An 18613-nucleotide genomic window follows, 5' to 3' on the forward strand; every position below is an offset into this window, starting at 1 on the left:
TGAAACGATTGAATTTTAAAAGGGTAAAAAATTAACATGAAAAATTACATTACGACTCCTATTTATTACGTAAACGGTGAAGCCCATATTGGTCATGCCTACACTACGTTTATCGCAGATTCTCTAGCCCGTTATTCACGCCTGATCGGAAATGAGACCTATTTCCTGACCGGAACGGATGAACACGGTCAAAAAATCGAAGAAGCGGCAAAGAAACTCGAAAAACCGACTCAGGAATTTGCCGATGAGATCAGCGCTACTTTCCGCAACTTGTGGGATGACTTTGATATTAGTTACGATCAATTTATCCGAACTACGGATGAGTCCCACAAGAAAGGGGTTCAAGCCGCTTTTCTTAAAATGTTTGAAAACGGTGATATTTATAAAGATTTTTATGAGGGGAACTATTGCGTCAGCTGTGAAACTTTCTTTCCCGAATCTCAACTTATGGATGGAGGATGCTGCCCAGACTGTGGTAGAGCAACGACGATTTTAAAAGAAGAGAGCTATTTTTTCCGCCTTTCAAAATATGAAAAACCGCTTTTAGACTATTATGAAGCCCATCCGGAATTCATCCTCCCTAAATCGCGTCGTAATGAAGTCATCAGCTTTGTAAAGGGTGGGTTGAACGATCTTTCCGTTACCCGTACCAGTTTTAGCTGGGGGGTCCATTTACCGGAATCGTTAAATGAACCTAAACACGTTATGTACGTATGGCTCGATGCACTGATGAACTATGTTACCGCCCTTGGATACGGCTCAGACGAAGCTAAGATGGATTTTTGGCCTGCAAACGTACAGTTGGTAGGTAAAGATATTCTCCGTTTCCATGCGATTTACTGGCCTGCATTTTTGATGAGTCTCGGTTTGCCATTGCCTAAACATATCGGTGCTCACGGCTGGTGGACGCGTGACGGTGAAAAAATGTCAAAATCCAAAGGGAACGTCGTCGATCCTCGCGAAGTGGCCCAACACTACGGTGCAGAAAACTTCCGCTATTTCATGATGCGTGAAGTACCGTTCGGTCAAGACGGCGATTTCTCACAACGCGCGCTGATCGACCGTATGAATTCGGATCTCTCGAACGATTTAGGTAATCTTCTCAATCGTATCATCGGAATGAGCGAAAAATACTCCAATTTCGTGATTGATAGTTCTGACGTTGCAAAATACCATAGTAAAGAGCTCAATGATACCCATACTATTTTAGATTCTTTGCATACTTATTTTTATGAACTTCAGCTTCACCGTTTCCTTGAAGAGCTGTGGAAAGTGTTTACCATCGGGAACAAAGCAATCGAAGAGCATGCTCCGTGGGTAAAAATCAAAGAAGGACGTACGGATGAAGCCCTTGCTACCGTCGCTTTGGTTGCTAATCTGCTGGCCAAAGCATCCGTGATGCTCCACTCTATCATGCCAAGTACAACGGCAACCATTGCAGATGCACTCGGATTTGAAATTACGACGGAAAGCTATACAAAACTTATCATTAACAAAGGTATTCTCGATACCTTTACCATCAAAAAAATTCCGCCGCTTTTCCCACGTGTGGATGAACCGTTGATGCAAGAGGCACCGAAAGCGATGATCGAAGAGGCTCCAAAAGTCGAGCATCCGGTAATGGAAGATAAAAAAGAGACTACCGTCTCTCTCGATGGTCTTATCACAATCGATCAATTTTTCCAAACTTCCCTCAAAATCGGAACGGTTCTAAATGCTCAAGAAGTTCCGAAAAGCTCAAAACTCCTCAAACTGCAAGTTGATTTGGGTGAAGAGACTCCGCGCCAAATCATCGCCGGTATCCGTGAATATTACAGTGCCGAATCACTGATCGGGACACAGGTCTGTGTTGTCGCAAACCTAAAACCTGCGAAACTGATGGGAATGCTCTCCGAGGGGATGATTTTAGCTGCCAAAGATGCGGATGGGCTCTGTCTTGTTCGTCCTGAAAAACCACGTTTAAGTGGAAGTTCGGTTGGATGAGACTTGAAAATATCCTCGCACTGACCAAAGGAACCCTCTTAGGAGAGCCTTCCGTCAGTCTCTTTGAAAGTGTTGTCTTTGACCCTTCAAAAGTAAAGCGTGGATCATTTTTTGTCGCCTATTCTCCCGAAGATATCCCCGAAGCGCTTCAAAACGGTGCTTATGGTGTTATGTTCGACAAGCCTACTCAAATCAACGACAGTGAAGTAGCCTGGATCAAAGTCGAAAATATCGATAACGCTCTTAAAAAACTGCTTCGGTTCTATCTTCTTGAAAAAGAACTTCAAGTATACGCATGTGATCCGATTACCCTGCACCTTTCATCGATGATCTTGACACCACCATCTTTTTGCAATATTGAAGGTTCTATGCGTGAAATTTGGGAAAAGTTATGGCCGCTTGAGAAAAAATCGATTGTTCTCTTCTCCCCTGCTCTGAGCGATTCAAATATATTTATAGAACACTCGCAACTGATCCGCGCTCAAGAAAATACGATTACCATTATCGAACAAACACTCTTTGAAACCTCATTTATCCACAACGATACGTTTTATGAACGACAAATGCTTTCACCGTTTTTTGTCCCCTATCTCGAACATCTTCTCTTTTTTTATACCTTTCTTCGAATTCCGTTCGTCATCAAAGGATTTAGTAAAATGGGGCATTTTATCCCCGTATTTACAAATTCACGGCTGGAAATCAAAGAATTCGGAAGCAGTGACCGTGTCATCATTTTCGAACCTTTGCTTGAATTAATAGATGAACAGATTGATTTTCTGGATGTTCAGGCTTCGTGGGCAAAAATTATCTATGTATTACCGGATACAATGCGTTCTTCTCTCACAATCGGTATTGAAAATATCTTTTTCTACCGATACCCTGAAGAGATTCTGACAATATTACAATCGAAAAGTTTCCATTTTGCCCTTGTAGCCGGGGTAGACAAAGGGATATTGAATCCTTCACGCTCTTCTATGAAACAGCTCGAACTCATTTTTTAATATTTTCATATCAAAGATTTAGCATTAACTAACCACAGCTATAATACCTGGAGTCTACACGACAAAAGGAAAAAAGATGTCTATAATGACGGATATGCAGATCATTTTTGTGGCTTTGTTAATCATCACGTTTGGTTCACCGGTATTAATAGTTATGTTAATGAAAAAAGCCAAGATGAACAAAAGTGCTGCAATAAAAACCGAAAAAGAAAAAGAATAGGTTTTACTTACAGCGGTCGTATCGCTTTGAGTTCACTGCGCAGTTTTCTTTCATTCGGCAAATATTCCCGTACAAGTGAGTGAAAGAATTTAGAATGGTTTAAATGGCATAAGTGTGCCAGTTCATGGACAATAATATAATCGATGTGTTCATAGGAAAGCTGCATCATCAACGTATTGAGTGTCACGATACCGTTACTGTCACAACTTCCCCATCGACTCCGCATTCGTTTGAAACGTATCTCTTTCGGGTGTAAATCCATTTTTCGTGCATAATGTGCCACACGTGACGGAAGTGTAAAAATTGCTTCATCTCGATAAAATTGGTGATAATATTTTTCAATATTAAGACTTTTTTCGCATTTTTCGATCTTTTTTAGCAGATTTGGCAATTGTTCGACAGAGTGATTTTCGCCACGGAAACGGATTGTTTTTCCCAACTCATGCTTTTCACAGTGTCGTACGTGTAATGCCTGGAGTGTGGTTTGTATCCACTCTTCTCTGAGCTTTAAAATACGTCGTATGGCAGCTTCATTTTTAAGGGGGGTCCGAACTTTTATCTCCCCATCATCCGAAACACGAATATAGGTGTTGCGATTACGGGGGCGATATTCGACTATGATAGGAGACGTTTGTGAATTAAACATAATTGATAGGGTCAACGGCTCCAGCTCGTTCAAAGCCTCTGAGACGCAGACGGCAGCTATCGCAAACGCCGCATGCGCTCTCCTCACTCTGATAACAGCTCCATGTCATATGAAGCGGTACACCTAAAAGCAATGCTTCTTGAACAATCTGAGACTTTTGCAAATGCACCAACGGCATCTCAATCGATATATGGGTTGTCTCTTTCGTTCCCAGATTTGCCGCTTTGCTAAAAGTATCAATAAAAGCTTCACGACAATCGGGATACCCGCTGCTATCCTCCTCGACCACACCGATAGCGATGACTTCACACCCCTCTTTCTCCGCAATTGCCGTTGCAATGGAGAGAAAAATACCGTTTCGGAAAGGGACATACGTGATTGGAACACCCGGTTCAATCCCTTCAGTCGGAACACTGAGAGAGTGATCCGTTAATGCGGATGCACCGATTGTTTTGAAAAAATCAAGATCAATCTCATATTTTTCATGTACCCCTAACTCTTCACATATCGTGCGAAAAGATGAGAGTTCTTTACTGACGGTTCGCTGACCGTAATTAAAATGAAGTCCGACAATCTCATATCCGCGATGGTGCATGATATAGGCGACAAGAGTCGAATCCATTCCGCCGCTCATAATACAAAGTGCTTTTTTATTCATTATGAAATCCCTTTCGTGAGATTTTAGCAAGGGTACGCTTATGCTACAATGTCATTATGATAGAACTTGACAACCGAACCGACAAAAATTATGATTTTGCCCTATTAGAGCAAATAGCGGATGCATTGAGCGAACAAGAAATCGAGCTGATTTTGACCGATAACCGTGAAATTTCCGAAATTAACCGAGAGTTCCGCAACATCGACAAAGCGACCGATGTCCTGAGTTTTCCGAGCGATCCATTCCCCGGTGCACCCTTAGGCAGTATTGTTATCAGTGTGGATAAAGTAGATGAAATTGCGACCTCTCTCGGTCACAGCGTTGATCATGAACTCGCCTTGCTTTTTATCCATGGAATGCTTCATCTCATGGGCTACGATCATGAAGTCGATAACGGTGAGATGCGGCAGCGTGAATCCGAATTGATCGAACGATTTCAACTCCCGAAAAGTCTCATCGTTAGAACATTGGAAGAATAGTATCCTCAGGTGTTTATTTTTTAATGTATCCCAGGTCGTCAAGTTTATTGTAAATCTCTGAAACGATCCCCCCTGCTTCTTCTCCACCATGACCGCCGTGTTCAACCAAGACGGTAACGACAAACTGCGGATTATCCGCGGGTCCGTAAGTTGTGAACCAAGCATGAGAACGTTTTAGATACTCCATACTTTTCTCATTTTGACGATCTTTCGTCCCCTGCGCGATTCCTGTTGTTTGAGCCGTACCCGTCTTGCCTGCAATTGGAAAGCGAGTCGTAACTCTGGCATGTGCTGTTCCGTTAGGGTCATTACAAACACCGCGCATCGCGCGTTGGATAATAGGGAGCTTCTGTTTTTCCGTCGGTGTCAAAACATCCAGCGGTACCGGAACATAAGGATTCTCTCCGATCATTTTTGCAATATGTGGGATCGGTAATGTGCCGGTTGCCATCAATGCGGTGAATTCTGCCATTTGCATCGGCGTTACTAACAAATCACCCTGCCCGATCGAGGTATTGAGTGTCTCACCCTGATACCACGGCTGATGAAACCGTTGTCGTTTCCATGCACGGCTGGGCACGGTTCCTATAAATTCATTCGGAAGATCGATTCCCGTTTTTTTACCGAGCCCCATTCGGATGAGTCCATCACTCATACGATCGATTCCGACTTGAAGCGACCCTTGGTAAAAATAATCATCGCAGCTCTCAACGATCGCCTTATTGATATTTGTGATACCGTGACCCGTCTTTTTCCAGTCTCTAAAAGTTCGGTTACCCAATCGCATAGAACCGGTACTCATGAAGGTCGTGTTTTCATTTAACATACCTGATGTAATGTAGATCAATCCCATCCCGGTTTTGACCGTTGACCCCGGAGGGTAAAGACCGTTGATGATTTTATTAGTAAATGGAGCATCGACACTGTTCATCAATGCATTCCACTCATCAGAGCTGATTCCGGAAACAAAGGTATTTAAATCGTATTCCGGAAAACTACCGGCAGCATAAATCGCACCGTGTACGTCCATGACGATGATAGCACCTACCCTTTTTTCAAAAATCTTGGTAATAAAATTTTGTAAACGCATATCAATATTCAATACAAGATTATGGTTTTCTTGGGTAGCACTGCGTCCCACCTCTTCAATTTCAACATTATGCGCATTCACCTTGATACGGCGTTCACCTGCAATTCCCTGCAAGTAGCTGTTATAATATTTTTCAATACCGTTTTTGCCGACATGCCCTAAAAGCTGGAGGGAGGGATCTTGATCAATCTCTTTTTGATTCGCTTTGGCAACATAACCGATCAGATGTGAGCCTACAGGACCATACGGATAAAGGCGTTTAGGCGAAGGAGAAATTTTGATCGTTTCTCGTAAATTCATTAGTGCATAAAGGGGAATTATGGTTTCATGAGGGACAAAATCAACCACATCAATAAAAGAGTGATTGTAATATGAATCTTGCATGATATAGGCTTTTGCTATTTTTTGAGCATCCAATGACGGTATCATCGATTGCAAATATGCAATCTCAGTATCCAGTCGGCTTCTATCGTCTCCATGAGTTAAATGAGGTGCCAACGCAATCTTAAATCCTAATTCGTTAATGGCGATTGGGTCCAACGTGCGGTCCAAAATTTCACCTCGGACCGGAGCTGACAGCTCAGTTTTGATACTGTTGTTTTCAGAAAGATTTTCATAATAGTCATTGGACTGAACCGCTAAATGAAATACCCGTACAACAAGACCGATCCAAATAATCGCAAAAAGTGTAAAAATTATTTTAATCTTCATATCACAACCGATAAAATCAAAAATTCAATAATCATATACAATCCGCTATGCCAATCGATCATAGGAGAAGGGAGGAGAAGAATACCATTGGCACTCCACATAAATGTCCAATATCCGAGATATCCCAATACAGAAAAGATCGCCGCCATACAGATACGGCATTGAATAACCTGTTCAAATTTAGGAAGCAAATAACGGGATAGCAGAGTAAAAAATATTATAGTGCTTCCGAACCAAAATCCTTTGTCTGCTTCAAAGACCAACAGCATTGCAGATACGGTAATTAATCGAAACAGATCATGTTTGCTGAGTGCATCGTGATAGGCATAAAAAAGTATTGCAAGCATTGGAGGCAATAGAAGATAGATACTGCTCAGGCTGATATAAACAACGTATAAACCGACTAAAAGAAGTCGATTTATAACGTTTTGATAAGAGAAACTTCGTTGCATACGGGGAAATGTTTACATTTAATACAATCAGCCCAGATTTTATGTTCAGGGATCGTCTCTTTAGGAATTTCAATAAATCCCAACCGTTCAAAAAAGCGCTGTTGATAGGTCAATGCCAATACTTCTTTTAGACCGAGAAGTCGACCTTCAGCGCATGCATTTTCAACCAGCGTACTTCCGATATTCATTCCGCGGTACTGTGTATCGATAATCATAGACCTTAGTTCTGCCAACGAAGGCGAATGGATATGAAGCGCCACAAAACCAACCAGTTTATCGCCATCCATTGCCAAAAAATACGACCGTATATTCGTGGCAATTTCATCATCACTGCGCGGCAAAATCACACCGGATTCGATTTCAGGCTCTACAAGCTGCTGCATCGCAGGAATATCGCGCAAAGTTGGCTTTATATACGTAATTACACTCATTCAGAATCACTTTTAAGCAATCGGTACAGATGCTCTACAATCGCATCTACCCCTTTTCGTTTCGAATTGGAAACCATTATGGCACCCGGGAAACGTTTTTTTAATTCGGAGAGCTCTTTTTGATTCAGTTTGTCAATCTTGGTAAAAATAGTGACGATCGTCTGATCCGGGGTACTAATTTCGTTCAGGTAAGTATCCACCGAACGGTCGATCTCCAAATCGGGATGACGGCAGTCAATAAGATGGACAAATACGCGTATTTGTTTACGCTCAGAGATGAAATTTGTAAGATTGCTTTCCCAGTCCGTCTTAAGCGATTTTGCCACTTTTGCGTACCCGAATCCCGGCAAATCGACAAATTTTGCACTTAAACGTTCTCCGGTTTCCCTATCGGCGAATACTACATCAAAATAGTTAATCAAACGGGTTTTACCCGGAGTAGCCGATACTTTGGCTAACGATTTACGCTTTGTTAATGTATTCAGCAATGAACTCTTACCGGTATTGGAACGAGCCATAAACGCAACTTCATTTTGGTACTCGTTTTCAGGTGTCAATCTGATATTGGGAGCCGAGGTTAGAAACGAAGAATCAATAATCTCGATCATTTAGCTGTACTTTTTTGTTTTGAATTTTTTTCCTGAAGCGTAAATGTCATAATAACAGGCTCATCTTTTGCACTTTCAGCGACAGCATTTCCCTGTGACATATTGACGACCACTTTATCCCCTTTGACACGACGGAAATCATCCAATCGAATCAAATCAACTTTGGTATAAAATTGATATTCCCCTTCATTGGGCATATAAACGGCGCTTTGAGACTTCCCGCGATATTTTTCTTGTTGTTCTGTAACGATAAAAAATGAGACACCGCCTTCAGCCACATATTTATACGGTTTTTTATCTTTATCGGTATAAATAGTCACCTTTGACGCATTTAGTTCATCCATACCTTTAGTCACTTTGACATTTCCGGTAAAGACCGCAACACCTTTTTGCTGATCCCCTTTAAAGTTATCGGATATAACTTTTAGCTCTTCAGCATTTAGTGTAATAAATGTCAGTGTAAATAATATAATAAGTGTTCGAATAATCATAGTTTATTTCCTATTTTAAGTTGTAACTTCCGCGAATACGATCAGCGGATACAAAATCTTTTTCGGTGTTGTACACCAATTTTTCGCCATCGACCCGGTTACCGTTTTGAGTTAGTATAAACGGCCCGGCAGTCTGAATAAGCGATGCATTCGTATCGTATTTTCCCTCATTTGAACGAAATTCCAGCCCGTCTTCACGAATATAATGGACATTTCCTTTTAGGGTAACAATGTCATCTTGGTATTTAAGATCATCTGAATGGATAGATTGAAATAAATGTTTCGTATTATCGCTAAAATTTGCTGATGTTACCGTATATCGGTCATCATATTTTCGCCCCTCTTTCCCTTCTAAAATATGTTCGATCCCCTTATGAGATATTTCATACATGGTGAAAGAGATTAACTCTATTTTAGGAATTTCACGGCTGTCTTGATGCGCAACATAATTTGGGCTAAAAAAACCGTACATACCTATCAGCAAAACCAATAGCAAAACAAAAAAAACGTTAATCGACATTTAGATCCACAGCGCTAAGAATTTTTCTTCTTCGCCGTTTCGACGAATTACTTTTTCAATCATTTCGCGAACACAGGCATCTCCGCCGCATCGATCCAAAACCTCTGCGAAACTTTTAAGATACTCGGAACCGTCACGCGGGGTGTAGGCTTGTCCCGCCCACTGCAAAAGGTTATAATCATTTAGATCATCTCCGATTACCGCTACTTCATGGGGTTCTATCCCGAGTTCTGAACACATCGCAATTGCAACTGCACGTTTATCTTTGACCCCTTGATGCAAATGGGCAATATCCAGCTCTTTTGCACGATGTGCTACGATTGAGGAGTCACGTCCGGTAATAATTGCGGCAATATGGCCCATTTTTACCCATGCTTTAATTATGAATCCGTCTTTTACATTGAAATTTTTCAACTCCAATCCATCAGCCGTATAAATAATTTTCCCGTCCGTCATACATCCGTCGACATCTAAGATCAATAATCGAATCACAGTACCCCTTTGGTGCTTGGAACCCCGGCACGATCATTTTTCGCTAATGCACGTCGCAATGCCACGGCAAGCGATTTAAAAGCCGCTTCAATAATATGATGTTTGTTTTTACCGCGTACCATGATAATGTGCGCCGTAATTCCGGCATTAAAAACAACCGCACGGAAAAACTCTTCTGCAAGCTCCGTATCAAACGTTCCGATTTTACCTGAAACCGGAACATCATAGACCAAAAATGGCCGGTTGCTCAGATCCAAATCGCAGCTTACTGCCGCTTCATCCATCACGATTACGGCACTGCCGAAGCGCTCAACCTTTTCAATCGGATAGATCGCTTCACGTAATGCCTGCCCTAGCACAATCCCGATATCTTCAACACTATGGTGATCGTCAATATGGATATCTCCGACGCATTCAACACTCAAATCCATTTGTGCATGTTTGGCAAAACTTTCCAACATATGATCCAAAAAGCCTACTTTGGTCGATATGGTACTTTTTCCTTCACCTGCGATAGTGAGAGACAATGTAATATCGGTCTCTTTGGTTTGACGTTTTTTGTGGATCATCCTATTCCCCTATAATAAATGAGCCTTTAAAATAGCCCTGTGAAATGAAATCGCGCGCTTCGGCTTCTGATTTGAATCCGCTCAGCCATACACGAAATAGTCGTTTGTTATTATACTCTGTATCTTTAATGATTGCAGAGTAGCTATGAAAAGAAGCATACTTTTGTTTTGTGTAGGATGCCCCTTCAAATCGTTCAAATGAGCCGATTTGAACATAAAAATTATTCATCACCCTCTCTTGCGGACCTTTCGCTATTGCCTGCATATTGATCGTACGTGATGTTGAAGGTTCGAATCCTAATACTTCGAGAGTAACATTTGCCGTCCCTTTTTGAGCGACACCGATAGCGTTTGCTGCCGCATACGACAAATCGATGATCCGAGTCTCAACAAAAGGACCCCTATCGTTGATTCGAACGACTGTCTGACTTCCGTTGTCCGTATTCGTTACCCGCACTACGGTATTCATCGGCAACGTTTTGTGCGCTGCCGTCATAGCATACATATCATACCCTTCACCGCTGGAGGTCGATTTTCCGTGAAAGTCATTTCCGTACCAACTCGCTCTTCCGCTAAAGGTATCTCCGACCCGAACAACGGTCGGACAGTACTCTTTTCCGAAAACGGTATAAGGTCGCATCGTTGCATGAAGCTCACCATTAGGTTTATACACATTGGATGAACTCATTGCCAGCTGTTCTGAAGGGTATTTTTGAGAAGGTTTTGGCGGATGGTACGAATAGGATCCGTATCGTGTCGTACATCCGGTAAATATGAGTGCGAGACTTACAGCAAGGGTTTTAATCAGCAACCTTTATCTCCTCCCCTTCTTTAAGTACATTGGACGCAAACGGATTTTTCAGCTTCAACTGTTCAATTGTTGTATTATACAATGCAGCGACTGAAGCGAGGGTTTCGCCGGATTTAGCGGTATAAAGGCGGGGATTCTTTAAAAATGGTTTGGTAATCGGTATTTTTACACGACGGTTGAGATTACGGTCCTCATTGTCGCCTATCATATTTTCCATCATGATCGAGTTTTTAGGAACGTTATAACGTTTCGAGAGCTGATCTAACGTCTCACCCGATTTTACACGGTGCATAATGAAATACCCTTGAATATCCTTTGGCTGAAATTTTTGTTGAAATGCCTCTAGTTTTTCCTTTGGTATGTATACAGGATAGGATTGTGCATTCGGGGGTGTTACCCCTTTTTTTAGGTGGGTATTAAGACTGATTAGTTTCGTTTTAGGCATCTCCAAAACAGCGGCGATTCGATCTATTTTTTCACCTTTGGGAAGATAAACCGTTGCAATCGGATTTTCTACTGCTTCCTGAGTTGAAGTAAATTGTGATAAATACGGATCTTCAGAGCCTAAAAAAGCCAATGCAACGACAGTGCGAATATAATTCCGGCTCTCATGAGGGATATAGGCACGTTTGGGATCTGCCAGGACATTTAAATCGGTTGTTCCCGCTTTTTGTATAGCTCTTGTCAATCGACCGTCACCGCAATTGTAGGCAATCAAAGCCAAATACCATTTTCCGAACTGTTTTTTTAAACTGCTTAGATAGGCAATAGCAGCACGTGTCGATTTGATATGATCACGACGTTCATCGACATACTGATTGACCTGAAGCCCCTGAAGTTTTCCGGTTGTCTCCATAAACTGCCATAACCCGGCTGCCCCGTGTGAAGAGGTACTATCGACTTCCAGCTGCGATTCCGCCAATACTACATATAGAAATTCATTCGGTAAGTCGGATTGTGCTATCAAGGATGAGAGCATAGGAAGAAGCAAATTTGCATTTTCAGAGGCATCATCAAACCCTTGCAAGGAGGTATCACGTTTTTTTTGTGAATAAACATCGTGTAATGAGGGATCTCTTAAAAATGAGGCGGGAATGTCAAAATGGCGTAATATCTCTATTTTATTTTTATCATTCGGATCAAATCCAATGCCCATCAGCATCAAAGGGACTAAAAGTAATATCGCTATTATTTTCCTCATCCCTCTTCCTTTACCCTATCCAAATGCAAACAGCTTTTTGGCATTATGTGTTGTTATTTCTTCTACCTCTTGTGCATTGATGTGAAGGAGTTCAGCCATTTTATCGGCGACATAACGGGTATATGCACTCTCATTGCGAGAACCCCGATGAGGATGAGGAGTGAGGTAAGGTCCATCCGTTTCAATGACGAGTTTGTCAAGAGGGATTTTAGGAAGAATATTGACAAGTTTCTTGGCATTTTGAAAAGTGACAACTCCGCCGATACCGAAATAAAATCCTTCATTGGCGAGTGATAACAGCTCATCATCCGCATTGTAGCAATGCAGTACTCCGCCGACTTCTCCTGCACCCTCTTCCAATAAAATCATTTTTGAATCATGACTTGCATCACGAATGTGGACGATTAACGGCTTATGATAGTGTTTCGCGATACGGATTTGCCGACGAAACACTTCAGCCTGACGCATTTTTTCCTGATGTTTTTCTTCATCACTCCCTTCAAGTCTAAAATAGTCCAGTCCGCACTCTCCTATCGCCACACATTTGGGATGTAGAACATAATGATCAAAATCGACCGTCTCCATCGTCTCCATGTCATAGGGATGAACACCAACGGCAAAATATACATTATCATAAGCTTCGCATATCTCGATTGCACGTTCCAATGTCGCAGGATGTGCTCCCGGTATTACAAAAGCCTCTACTCCTATATCGGATGCACGTTCCATCATTGCATCGAAATCTTCGCGGTAGCGTTCATCGTCTAAATGGACATGCGTATCGATAATCATGATAATCCTCTTGCGCGTTCAAATAAATCTCGTGCGAAGCCCCGTGCTTCATCACTGATTGCATCTCCGCTGATAATTCGGGCTATCTCTTCAATTCTCTCAAGATCGTTCAGTTCACGGACACGGCTCTCATCGTCTTTATAGATCAAAAAGTGCTGCTGCCCCATCGAAGTAAGCTGAGGCTGATGTGAAATAACGAAAATCTGATAACGTGATGCGAGATGGCGCAGAACTTTCGCAACACTCATCGATTCTTCTCCGCTTAGATTTGCATCGATCTCATCGAGCATCAAAACCCCTCCGTCACTTTGCATACTCTCTACCCCTAATGCCAGTAACGCCAATCGTAAACGGTTAAATTCTCCGGAACTCAGCTTATCGAGTTTTGTCCCCGATAATCCCAATACCGCTTTATCATATCCGGATGCATTTAATTCGCACGGCTCAAGCTCCAATGTCGCTTCCCGAAGATAGAGCATCCCCAAATAACTGTTGAGTTTTTCCAGTGTTTCGCCCAAAATGGCATGACGTTTTAGAGAAAGCTCTTTTGCTCCTGTATCCAGCGTAGCTTTTAAAGCAGAAATTTGCTTGATCAAATCACTTTTCGAGTGTTCGATAATCTCATACGATTCCAGCTCTGATACTTTTTGGTCACGATACGCCAATGCTTCTTCAATGCTGCCGTATCGACGTTTCAACTCGGATATTTGCTCGATTCGATCCAATACCGATTCGATCGAAACCTCTTCGAGCTCTTCCATACGTTCCAATGAACTTTCCAAAACACTGCGCAGTTCGTTCATCGTATCATCAAAAAACGCGCTATCAACCTCCAACAGTCCTAATACCGAGCTGACATTCGATTCGTAGGAAAAAATACCCTGTGCCTGAGCGATAGCCGTTTCAATTTTCTCTTTTTTGGAGAGCTGTTTTTTGATAAGACCCAGTTCTTCATCTTCTCCGACATACGGCTTGATCGCATCAATTTTGCCGATCTCATAGAGCGCGAACTCTTTGAGTTCGGAAAGATGTTTTTCTTTCTCCTCAATACTTCGAAGCTCATCTGAGAGGATTTTGAACTCAGCAAATTTAGAGCGATGATTTTCCAATATCGTAGCGTACTGGGGTGTTCGTTCACTGATACGCTCATCAATTATCTTTAAAATTGCCGACGGTTCAAAATCACTGTAATCTTTGAGGCTTAAATGGCGCAGATAGTTAGTACTGATCGATTCCATCGAAGATTTTGAGGTACTTTGGTTATTGATAAAATAGCGTGTTTTCTCTTTTTTGACATGACGAAATATATTGACCGGTTCATTTTGAAGGCCGTAACACTCCTCATCTATATTCCATGACACACTTGACTCACAGATCTGTGCTTCAACATTATCCAACCCTACAGAAGCCAAAATAGAGCGCATAAGAATCGACTTCCCACTGCCGCTGGGGCCTGTGAAAACAACGAGGCCGGGATGGAATTCCAAATCGGCCTCTTTAAATGTCAAAAACTCTTTAAGATAAAAACGTTCTATCACCGATTAATTCCCCCATCCCAATTTCTCTTTGAGAACTTCGAAATAATTAAACTCTTTACGGTGAATCAGACGTGCGGTATTGCTTGCGAGTTTTATATGGACGGTGTCACTGTCACTGATTTCAACCAAATCCTGACCGTCAATAATCACCAAAGCACTGGCATCCGGTGTTTTCATCTCGATCTCAAAATGTCCTGGAAAAACCACCGGACGCTGGGTCAGCGAATGGGGGCATATCGGTGTCAGGGCGAATACCTGCGTCAAAGGAAACAAAACAGGCCCACCGGCTGAAAGGTTATACGCTGTAGAGCCGGTAGGAGTCGAAACAACAACCCCGTCCCCGTAATAGGTATTAAAACTTCTGCCATCTACAAAGGTCTCTAAATGGATCATTTTTGCAATCGACGGACGGGTTAATACAATGTCATTAAAAGCAAATATATCGTTCATTCCGTTAGGAGTAACAATCGTAGCTTGCAAAATAGCACGCTGATCGATGCGGTATTCTCCCACCAACATCTTGTCTACAAAAGATTCGAGCTCGGCAAAATCCAAATCGGCTAAAAATCCAAGTTTTCCTGCATGAATCCCTAAAACAGGAAGCTGGTAATTGTACGAACGCCGTACGGCAGAGATCAATGTCCCGTCACCCCCGATTGTAACGAGGAAATCACTGTTTTGACACATCATATCAAACGGCTGTCCCATCACATCGATCATTCCGCCGCTGATATTGTCGATAATGACTTCGATCCCGCGTGATTCGAAAATACGTTTCGCTTCGAAAAACATCTCTTTAAGCTCAGGCGTCGAGGGGCGAAGCAGCATACCGACACGTTTAATATTAGTTAATTTCAATATATTTCCCCCTCTTTATTTCGCTCTATTATAGCCAAATTGAAAAACAGGTCAAAATAGTGGGCAAAATCAACAGAAATATTCCAGAGCAATCCCTTCGCGCAATCCGTCGTCAATGATAATCGCTTCGTTATAATCAAGAGCTTCAAAAATCGCCGTAACCATCCTGATACCGGCGATAATCAAGTTTTCGCGCCCTACTCCGACGTATCGTGCACGTGTCACTTCATCCATTTTCAGAAGATCATCCTCGACACGGTAACAATCCTCCAAATGCAATCGGTATCCGTTGATTTTTTCGGGATCATACGTCTCATAATCCATACCGTTCAAATAGGCCGCAATCGTTGTAGGAGTTCCGGCTGTCAGGACTAACGATGTATGCGGGAATCGTTGAGAATTGATTTGTTCCTTAAAAGAGTAAATTGATTCATCGAGTTTTTTTGGAGTATTTGAACGTTCGCTTAATGTCACGATACCGATATTAAAACTGATAGAACGGCTCGATTGACCTTCGCATACAATTAATTCGGTAGACCCTCCCCCTATGTCGGCCATGACAAAAGATGACGGCTCAATTCCAAGCTTGCTTAGTCGATATCGTACCGCATTGAGAGTAAGATTTGCCTCTTTTTCGGCATCGATAATGGTAAAACGGATTCCGGTTGCAGCTTCTATGGATTCAATGACGGAATCTGAATTTTCAGCCATACGCATAGCGGCAGTAGCGCATCCTATGATATCATTGGAGACAAAATCAAGCTTTGTCTTGGCCTCGTTGATCGCAGACAAAATCCGCTCAAGCGCATTTTCTCCGATTCGTTTGGTTTCATGGAGAGATTCGGCCGTTTTCACAATTTTCTCATAACTATTCCCCCAATATTCACCGTCATACTCAATAAAACGGATGGTATTGGAACCTAAATCAATTGCGATCATAATTGGGTAATGTCATCAATCCGGATCAAAGGATTCCAGGTGTCCAATGAACCTTCCTTGAGTGTCTCAAAATCGATTTTTGTTTGATATCGAGCTTTAAAATACTCAAAAACTGTCGTAATTCCCTCGTCTCTACCAAACAATCCGACATATTGCCGAATTCCACTTTCGATGATCTCTTGGGGAGCTTTATTACGGAGCTTTTGTTCCAACTGGACACAGTATGCTTGCGCCATAACGCTGGCAATCGCCGAATATTTGGCATTAATAGCATGGTAGGGTTCAAACGTATTTAGCGTCTCTTTGGCGAGACCTTTGGCAGCAAACCGCTGTGCCTGATCGACAATGTTGTTCCAATGGTTTTCCAGCACTTGTGCTTCCGGTGTCTCATACAGCAATGGATAGGAACTAAGATAGGCAAAGGCATTTGCAAGATTGTTGGAAGTAATCGAATCATAAAAGAGATGTTTGACTCGAATCGTGTCAAGCATTTCCTGAGCTTCAGCCGCATAATCAGGAAATGCCAAAAGAATTTCACACGCTTTTCGCGCAGTTGCATATTCCCCCTCTACGTATCCTTTATGAGCCTGTATATAAAGTTTATCGGCATACTCCATAATAGTGCCGTATTCCGAAAACTCTTTTAGAAACGGATGCGCTTTGACCAAATCGAAAAATTTATAAAAATCACGCTGTGCAATTACTCTTTTAAAAAAATCATACAGTCTGCGCTCTTGGAAAAGCTGTTGGATTAAAAGAGTTTTATCGGATATACCCCGATAGGGAGCCAAAACTTGCCGTGCCTGTTCCTCCCCGTTTGGAGTTGAAATGAGTTCTTGTGCTTTTAAAAACAGTTTTTTCCATTTCAATTCCATTGCCCTAAACGGCTCAGAATCTTGAAATGCGGGATATTGTTTCACCATCGAATACGCCAAAGTAAAACGCCCTTCCGTAATAGCGGATTTAAATTGGGGATATTTTTCGTAATCATGCAGTATTTGTGTGATCATACCGCTTTTTTTGGGGATACCGGCGAACATATTAAGGATATCTTTCGCTTTAGGACGTTCATTTTTTTCAAGATAGGCACGTGCTTTTTCTAAAACATCGGCCCAAATCCGTTCTACGATTTCATAAGGCTTGGAATAGAGCAAAATCGGGTTCTCTTCCAAAGCGCTATAAAAGGCTTTATACTGACGTTCACGCAGCATTTGCATGTATTTCTCTTCATCACCGAAAAGGGAATAAATTCGTATATTTCCTTCAGCAGTACCGATTGCCAGCCGAAAAGGATCCGTTAAATACGCTAACGATGTAATGGTCTCAGTTTCTTTGATATAGCGTTGCTTGACCTGTTCCAATGTTTGTAAATCATATAAACCGATGTATCCGAGCTTTGTAGCAACAAAAGCAAATCGTTTGTCGATACTGACGGTCATTGTCGTTATATCGTCATTCATTTTAGCCAAACGTTTGATTTTCTTGCCGTTACTGAGGTCCCAAACAATCAATCCACCCTCTTTATCCGCTGAGAGCATTTTTGCCTCAGGCAAAAAGATGATTTTGACAATGGCACTGCTGTGTCCGCGAAGTTTTAACGGCTGTTTCATAGTAGCCATATTAAGGACGTTAATCGCACGGTCATAACTCCCCGTTGCGATCCATTGCCCATGATCATCAAATGCGACCGTACTGATAAAATCCGCATGCGGCGGCATGGTAAATGCCAAACGAGAGGTTTGGAGTACCCAACCAAACGTTTTTCCATCCTGACCGCACGTCACACAATAACGCCCCATCGGATCCAGTCCGACGCTCTCTATTTCACCTTGGTGTCGACCTACTTTAAAAAGAAGTTCTTTTTTTGGAACATTAAACAGTGCTGCTTTACCCGTTTCCGGTATGATCGATATTGAAAATTCGCCGTCAAGCGTCATATCCACATGGGAGCCGACGATACGTTCATGGGTAATATTACTCTTAAAGCCACCGACAGTCGCATAAGTTTTCACATCAATGATTCGAAGAGCATTTTGGGAATCCACAACACCCATTTTTCCGTTTCGAAGTGTTTTAAGCATCAGAATAGGTTGTTTAATATTTAATAATTTTAAAACTTCCAT

Annotated in this window: 21 protein-coding genes; 4 read left to right on the top strand and 17 right to left on the bottom strand. The window is 42.0% G+C overall.

Features of this window, described 5'->3' with window-relative positions:
- Positions 1-36: 36 nt before the first annotated feature.
- The 3 genes from metG to PHE37_RS10910 all read left to right on the top strand — a co-directional run bounded on the left by metG (position 37) and on the right by PHE37_RS10910 (position 3204).
- Positions 37-1983, top strand: coding sequence for a methionine--tRNA ligase (gene metG / locus PHE37_RS10900; RefSeq protein ID WP_299995829.1), 1947 nt, complete (start codon positions 37-39; stop codon positions 1981-1983).
- A complete protein-coding gene (locus PHE37_RS10905) occupies positions 1980-2984 on the top strand; it encodes a hypothetical protein (protein ID WP_299995828.1) in 1005 nt (334 codons plus the stop codon). Before metG ends, PHE37_RS10905 begins: the two co-directional genes overlap by 4 nt.
- Positions 2985-3060: 76 nt before the next feature.
- Complete coding sequence (locus PHE37_RS10910) at positions 3061-3204, top strand: hypothetical protein (protein WP_299995826.1); 144 nt, start codon at positions 3061-3063, stop codon at positions 3202-3204.
- A gap of 7 nt (positions 3205-3211) precedes the next feature.
- Here PHE37_RS10910 and PHE37_RS10915 read toward each other — a convergent pair whose 3' ends face one another.
- Together PHE37_RS10915 and queC are read right to left on the bottom strand one after the other, a co-directional pair.
- Positions 3212-3937, bottom strand: coding sequence for a SprT family zinc-dependent metalloprotease (locus PHE37_RS10915; RefSeq protein ID WP_299995824.1), 726 nt, complete (start codon positions 3935-3937; stop codon positions 3212-3214).
- The gene (gene queC, locus PHE37_RS10920; RefSeq protein WP_299995822.1) at positions 3843-4508 is read right to left on the bottom strand and encodes a 7-cyano-7-deazaguanine synthase QueC; all 666 of its coding nucleotides are present in this window, start codon (positions 4506-4508) and stop codon (positions 3843-3845) included. The genes PHE37_RS10915 and queC overlap by 95 nt, the downstream gene beginning before the upstream one ends.
- 56 nt (positions 4509-4564) lie before the next feature.
- On the opposite strand from queC, the gene ybeY reads away from it, so the two are divergent.
- Entirely contained in the window at positions 4565-4987 is a 423-nt protein-coding gene (ybeY, locus tag PHE37_RS10925; protein ID WP_299995820.1) for an rRNA maturation RNase YbeY, read from the top strand.
- Positions 4988-5000: 13 nt separating this feature from the next.
- Here the strand turns inward: ybeY and mrdA are convergent, their stop codons facing one another.
- The 15 genes from mrdA to PHE37_RS11000 form a co-directional block, all read right to left on the bottom strand.
- Positions 5001-6788 (bottom strand): penicillin-binding protein 2, encoded by a 1788-nt coding sequence (gene mrdA, locus PHE37_RS10930; RefSeq protein WP_299995818.1) that lies wholly within the window; start codon positions 6786-6788, stop codon positions 5001-5003.
- Positions 6785-7240 carry a hypothetical protein gene (locus PHE37_RS10935; RefSeq protein ID WP_299995817.1) on the bottom strand — a complete coding sequence of 152 codons (456 nt, stop codon included), beginning with the start codon at positions 7238-7240 and terminating at the stop codon, positions 6785-6787. The genes mrdA and PHE37_RS10935 overlap by 4 nt, the downstream gene beginning before the upstream one ends.
- Positions 7207-7671, bottom strand: coding sequence for an N-acetyltransferase (locus PHE37_RS10940; RefSeq protein ID WP_299995815.1), 465 nt, complete (start codon positions 7669-7671; stop codon positions 7207-7209). Before PHE37_RS10940 ends, PHE37_RS10935 begins: the two co-directional genes overlap by 34 nt.
- On the bottom strand, positions 7668-8279 hold the full coding sequence (yihA, locus tag PHE37_RS10945; RefSeq protein WP_299995814.1) for a ribosome biogenesis GTP-binding protein YihA/YsxC: 612 nt from the start codon (positions 8277-8279) through the stop codon (positions 7668-7670). The genes PHE37_RS10940 and yihA overlap by 4 nt, the downstream gene beginning before the upstream one ends.
- On the bottom strand, positions 8276-8770 hold the full coding sequence (lptA, locus tag PHE37_RS10950; RefSeq protein ID WP_299995812.1) for a lipopolysaccharide transport periplasmic protein LptA: 495 nt from the start codon (positions 8768-8770) through the stop codon (positions 8276-8278). The genes yihA and lptA overlap by 4 nt, the downstream gene beginning before the upstream one ends.
- A 10-nt stretch (positions 8771-8780) precedes the next feature.
- A complete protein-coding gene (gene lptC, locus PHE37_RS10955) occupies positions 8781-9290 on the bottom strand; it encodes an LPS export ABC transporter periplasmic protein LptC (protein ID WP_299995810.1) in 510 nt (169 codons plus the stop codon).
- Complete coding sequence (locus PHE37_RS10960) at positions 9291-9782, bottom strand: HAD hydrolase family protein (RefSeq protein ID WP_299995809.1); 492 nt, start codon at positions 9780-9782, stop codon at positions 9291-9293.
- Positions 9779-10351: an imidazoleglycerol-phosphate dehydratase HisB gene (gene hisB, locus PHE37_RS10965; RefSeq protein WP_299995807.1), complete on the bottom strand. Its 573-nt coding sequence runs from the start codon at positions 10349-10351 to the stop codon at positions 9779-9781. The genes PHE37_RS10960 and hisB overlap by 4 nt, the downstream gene beginning before the upstream one ends.
- 1 nt (position 10352) lies before the next feature.
- Positions 10353-11162, bottom strand: coding sequence for a septal ring lytic transglycosylase RlpA family protein (locus tag PHE37_RS10970; RefSeq protein ID WP_324791568.1), 810 nt, complete (start codon positions 11160-11162; stop codon positions 10353-10355).
- Positions 11152-12363 (bottom strand): lytic transglycosylase domain-containing protein, encoded by a 1212-nt coding sequence (locus tag PHE37_RS10975; protein ID WP_299995805.1) that lies wholly within the window; start codon positions 12361-12363, stop codon positions 11152-11154. The genes PHE37_RS10970 and PHE37_RS10975 overlap by 11 nt, the downstream gene beginning before the upstream one ends.
- Before the next feature lie 15 nt (positions 12364-12378).
- Entirely contained in the window at positions 12379-13155 is a 777-nt protein-coding gene (locus tag PHE37_RS10980; RefSeq protein ID WP_299995803.1) for a TatD family hydrolase, read from the bottom strand.
- Positions 13152-14693 (bottom strand): AAA family ATPase, encoded by a 1542-nt coding sequence (locus tag PHE37_RS10985; RefSeq protein WP_300008608.1) that lies wholly within the window; start codon positions 14691-14693, stop codon positions 13152-13154. The genes PHE37_RS10980 and PHE37_RS10985 overlap by 4 nt, the downstream gene beginning before the upstream one ends.
- Before the next feature lie 3 nt (positions 14694-14696).
- Complete coding sequence (locus PHE37_RS10990) at positions 14697-15551, bottom strand: NAD(+)/NADH kinase (RefSeq protein ID WP_299996538.1); 855 nt, start codon at positions 15549-15551, stop codon at positions 14697-14699.
- 69 nt (positions 15552-15620) lie between these two features.
- Entirely contained in the window at positions 15621-16490 is an 870-nt protein-coding gene (locus tag PHE37_RS10995) for a phosphatase (RefSeq protein ID WP_299996541.1), read from the bottom strand.
- Positions 16487-18613, bottom strand: coding sequence for a hypothetical protein (locus tag PHE37_RS11000; RefSeq protein ID WP_299996573.1), 2127 nt, complete (start codon positions 18611-18613; stop codon positions 16487-16489). The genes PHE37_RS10995 and PHE37_RS11000 overlap by 4 nt, the downstream gene beginning before the upstream one ends.

This window comes from Sulfuricurvum sp., assembly GCF_028681615.1.
Classification (GTDB): Bacteria; Campylobacterota; Campylobacteria; order Campylobacterales; family Sulfurimonadaceae; genus Sulfuricurvum.

Coding starts and splice junctions, on each gene's coding strand:
- PHE37_RS10975 (WP_299995805.1), bottom strand. CDS start 12,363: ATGAGGAAAATAATAGCGATATTACTTTTAGTCCCTTTGATGCTGATG.
- mrdA (WP_299995818.1), bottom strand. CDS start 6,788: ATGAAGATTAAAATAATTTTTACACTTTTTGCGATTATTTGGATCGGT.
- PHE37_RS10935 (WP_299995817.1), bottom strand. CDS start 7,240: ATGCAACGAAGTTTCTCTTATCAAAACGTTATAAATCGACTTCTTTTA.
- queC (WP_299995822.1), bottom strand. CDS start 4,508: ATGAATAAAAAAGCACTTTGTATTATGAGCGGCGGAATGGATTCGACT.
- PHE37_RS10980 (WP_299995803.1), bottom strand. CDS start 13,155: ATGATTATCGATACGCATGTCCATTTAGACGATGAACGCTACCGCGAA.
- PHE37_RS10940 (WP_299995815.1), bottom strand. CDS start 7,671: ATGAGTGTAATTACGTATATAAAGCCAACTTTGCGCGATATTCCTGCG.
- yihA (WP_299995814.1), bottom strand. CDS start 8,279: ATGATCGAGATTATTGATTCTTCGTTTCTAACCTCGGCTCCCAATATC.
- PHE37_RS10995 (WP_299996541.1), bottom strand. CDS start 16,490: ATGATCGCAATTGATTTAGGTTCCAATACCATCCGTTTTATTGAGTAT.
- PHE37_RS10905 (WP_299995828.1), top strand. CDS start 1,980: ATGAGACTTGAAAATATCCTCGCACTGACCAAAGGAACCCTCTTAGGA.
- lptA (WP_299995812.1), bottom strand. CDS start 8,770: ATGATTATTCGAACACTTATTATATTATTTACACTGACATTTATTACA.
- PHE37_RS10910 (WP_299995826.1), top strand. CDS start 3,061: ATGTCTATAATGACGGATATGCAGATCATTTTTGTGGCTTTGTTAATC.
- hisB (WP_299995807.1), bottom strand. CDS start 10,351: ATGATCCACAAAAAACGTCAAACCAAAGAGACCGATATTACATTGTCT.
- ybeY (WP_299995820.1), top strand. CDS start 4,565: ATGATAGAACTTGACAACCGAACCGACAAAAATTATGATTTTGCCCTA.
- PHE37_RS11000 (WP_299996573.1), bottom strand. CDS start 18,613: ATGGAAGTTTTAAAATTATTAAATATTAAACAACCTATTCTGATGCTT.
- lptC (WP_299995810.1), bottom strand. CDS start 9,290: ATGTCGATTAACGTTTTTTTTGTTTTGCTATTGGTTTTGCTGATAGGT.
- metG (WP_299995829.1), top strand. CDS start 37: ATGAAAAATTACATTACGACTCCTATTTATTACGTAAACGGTGAAGCC.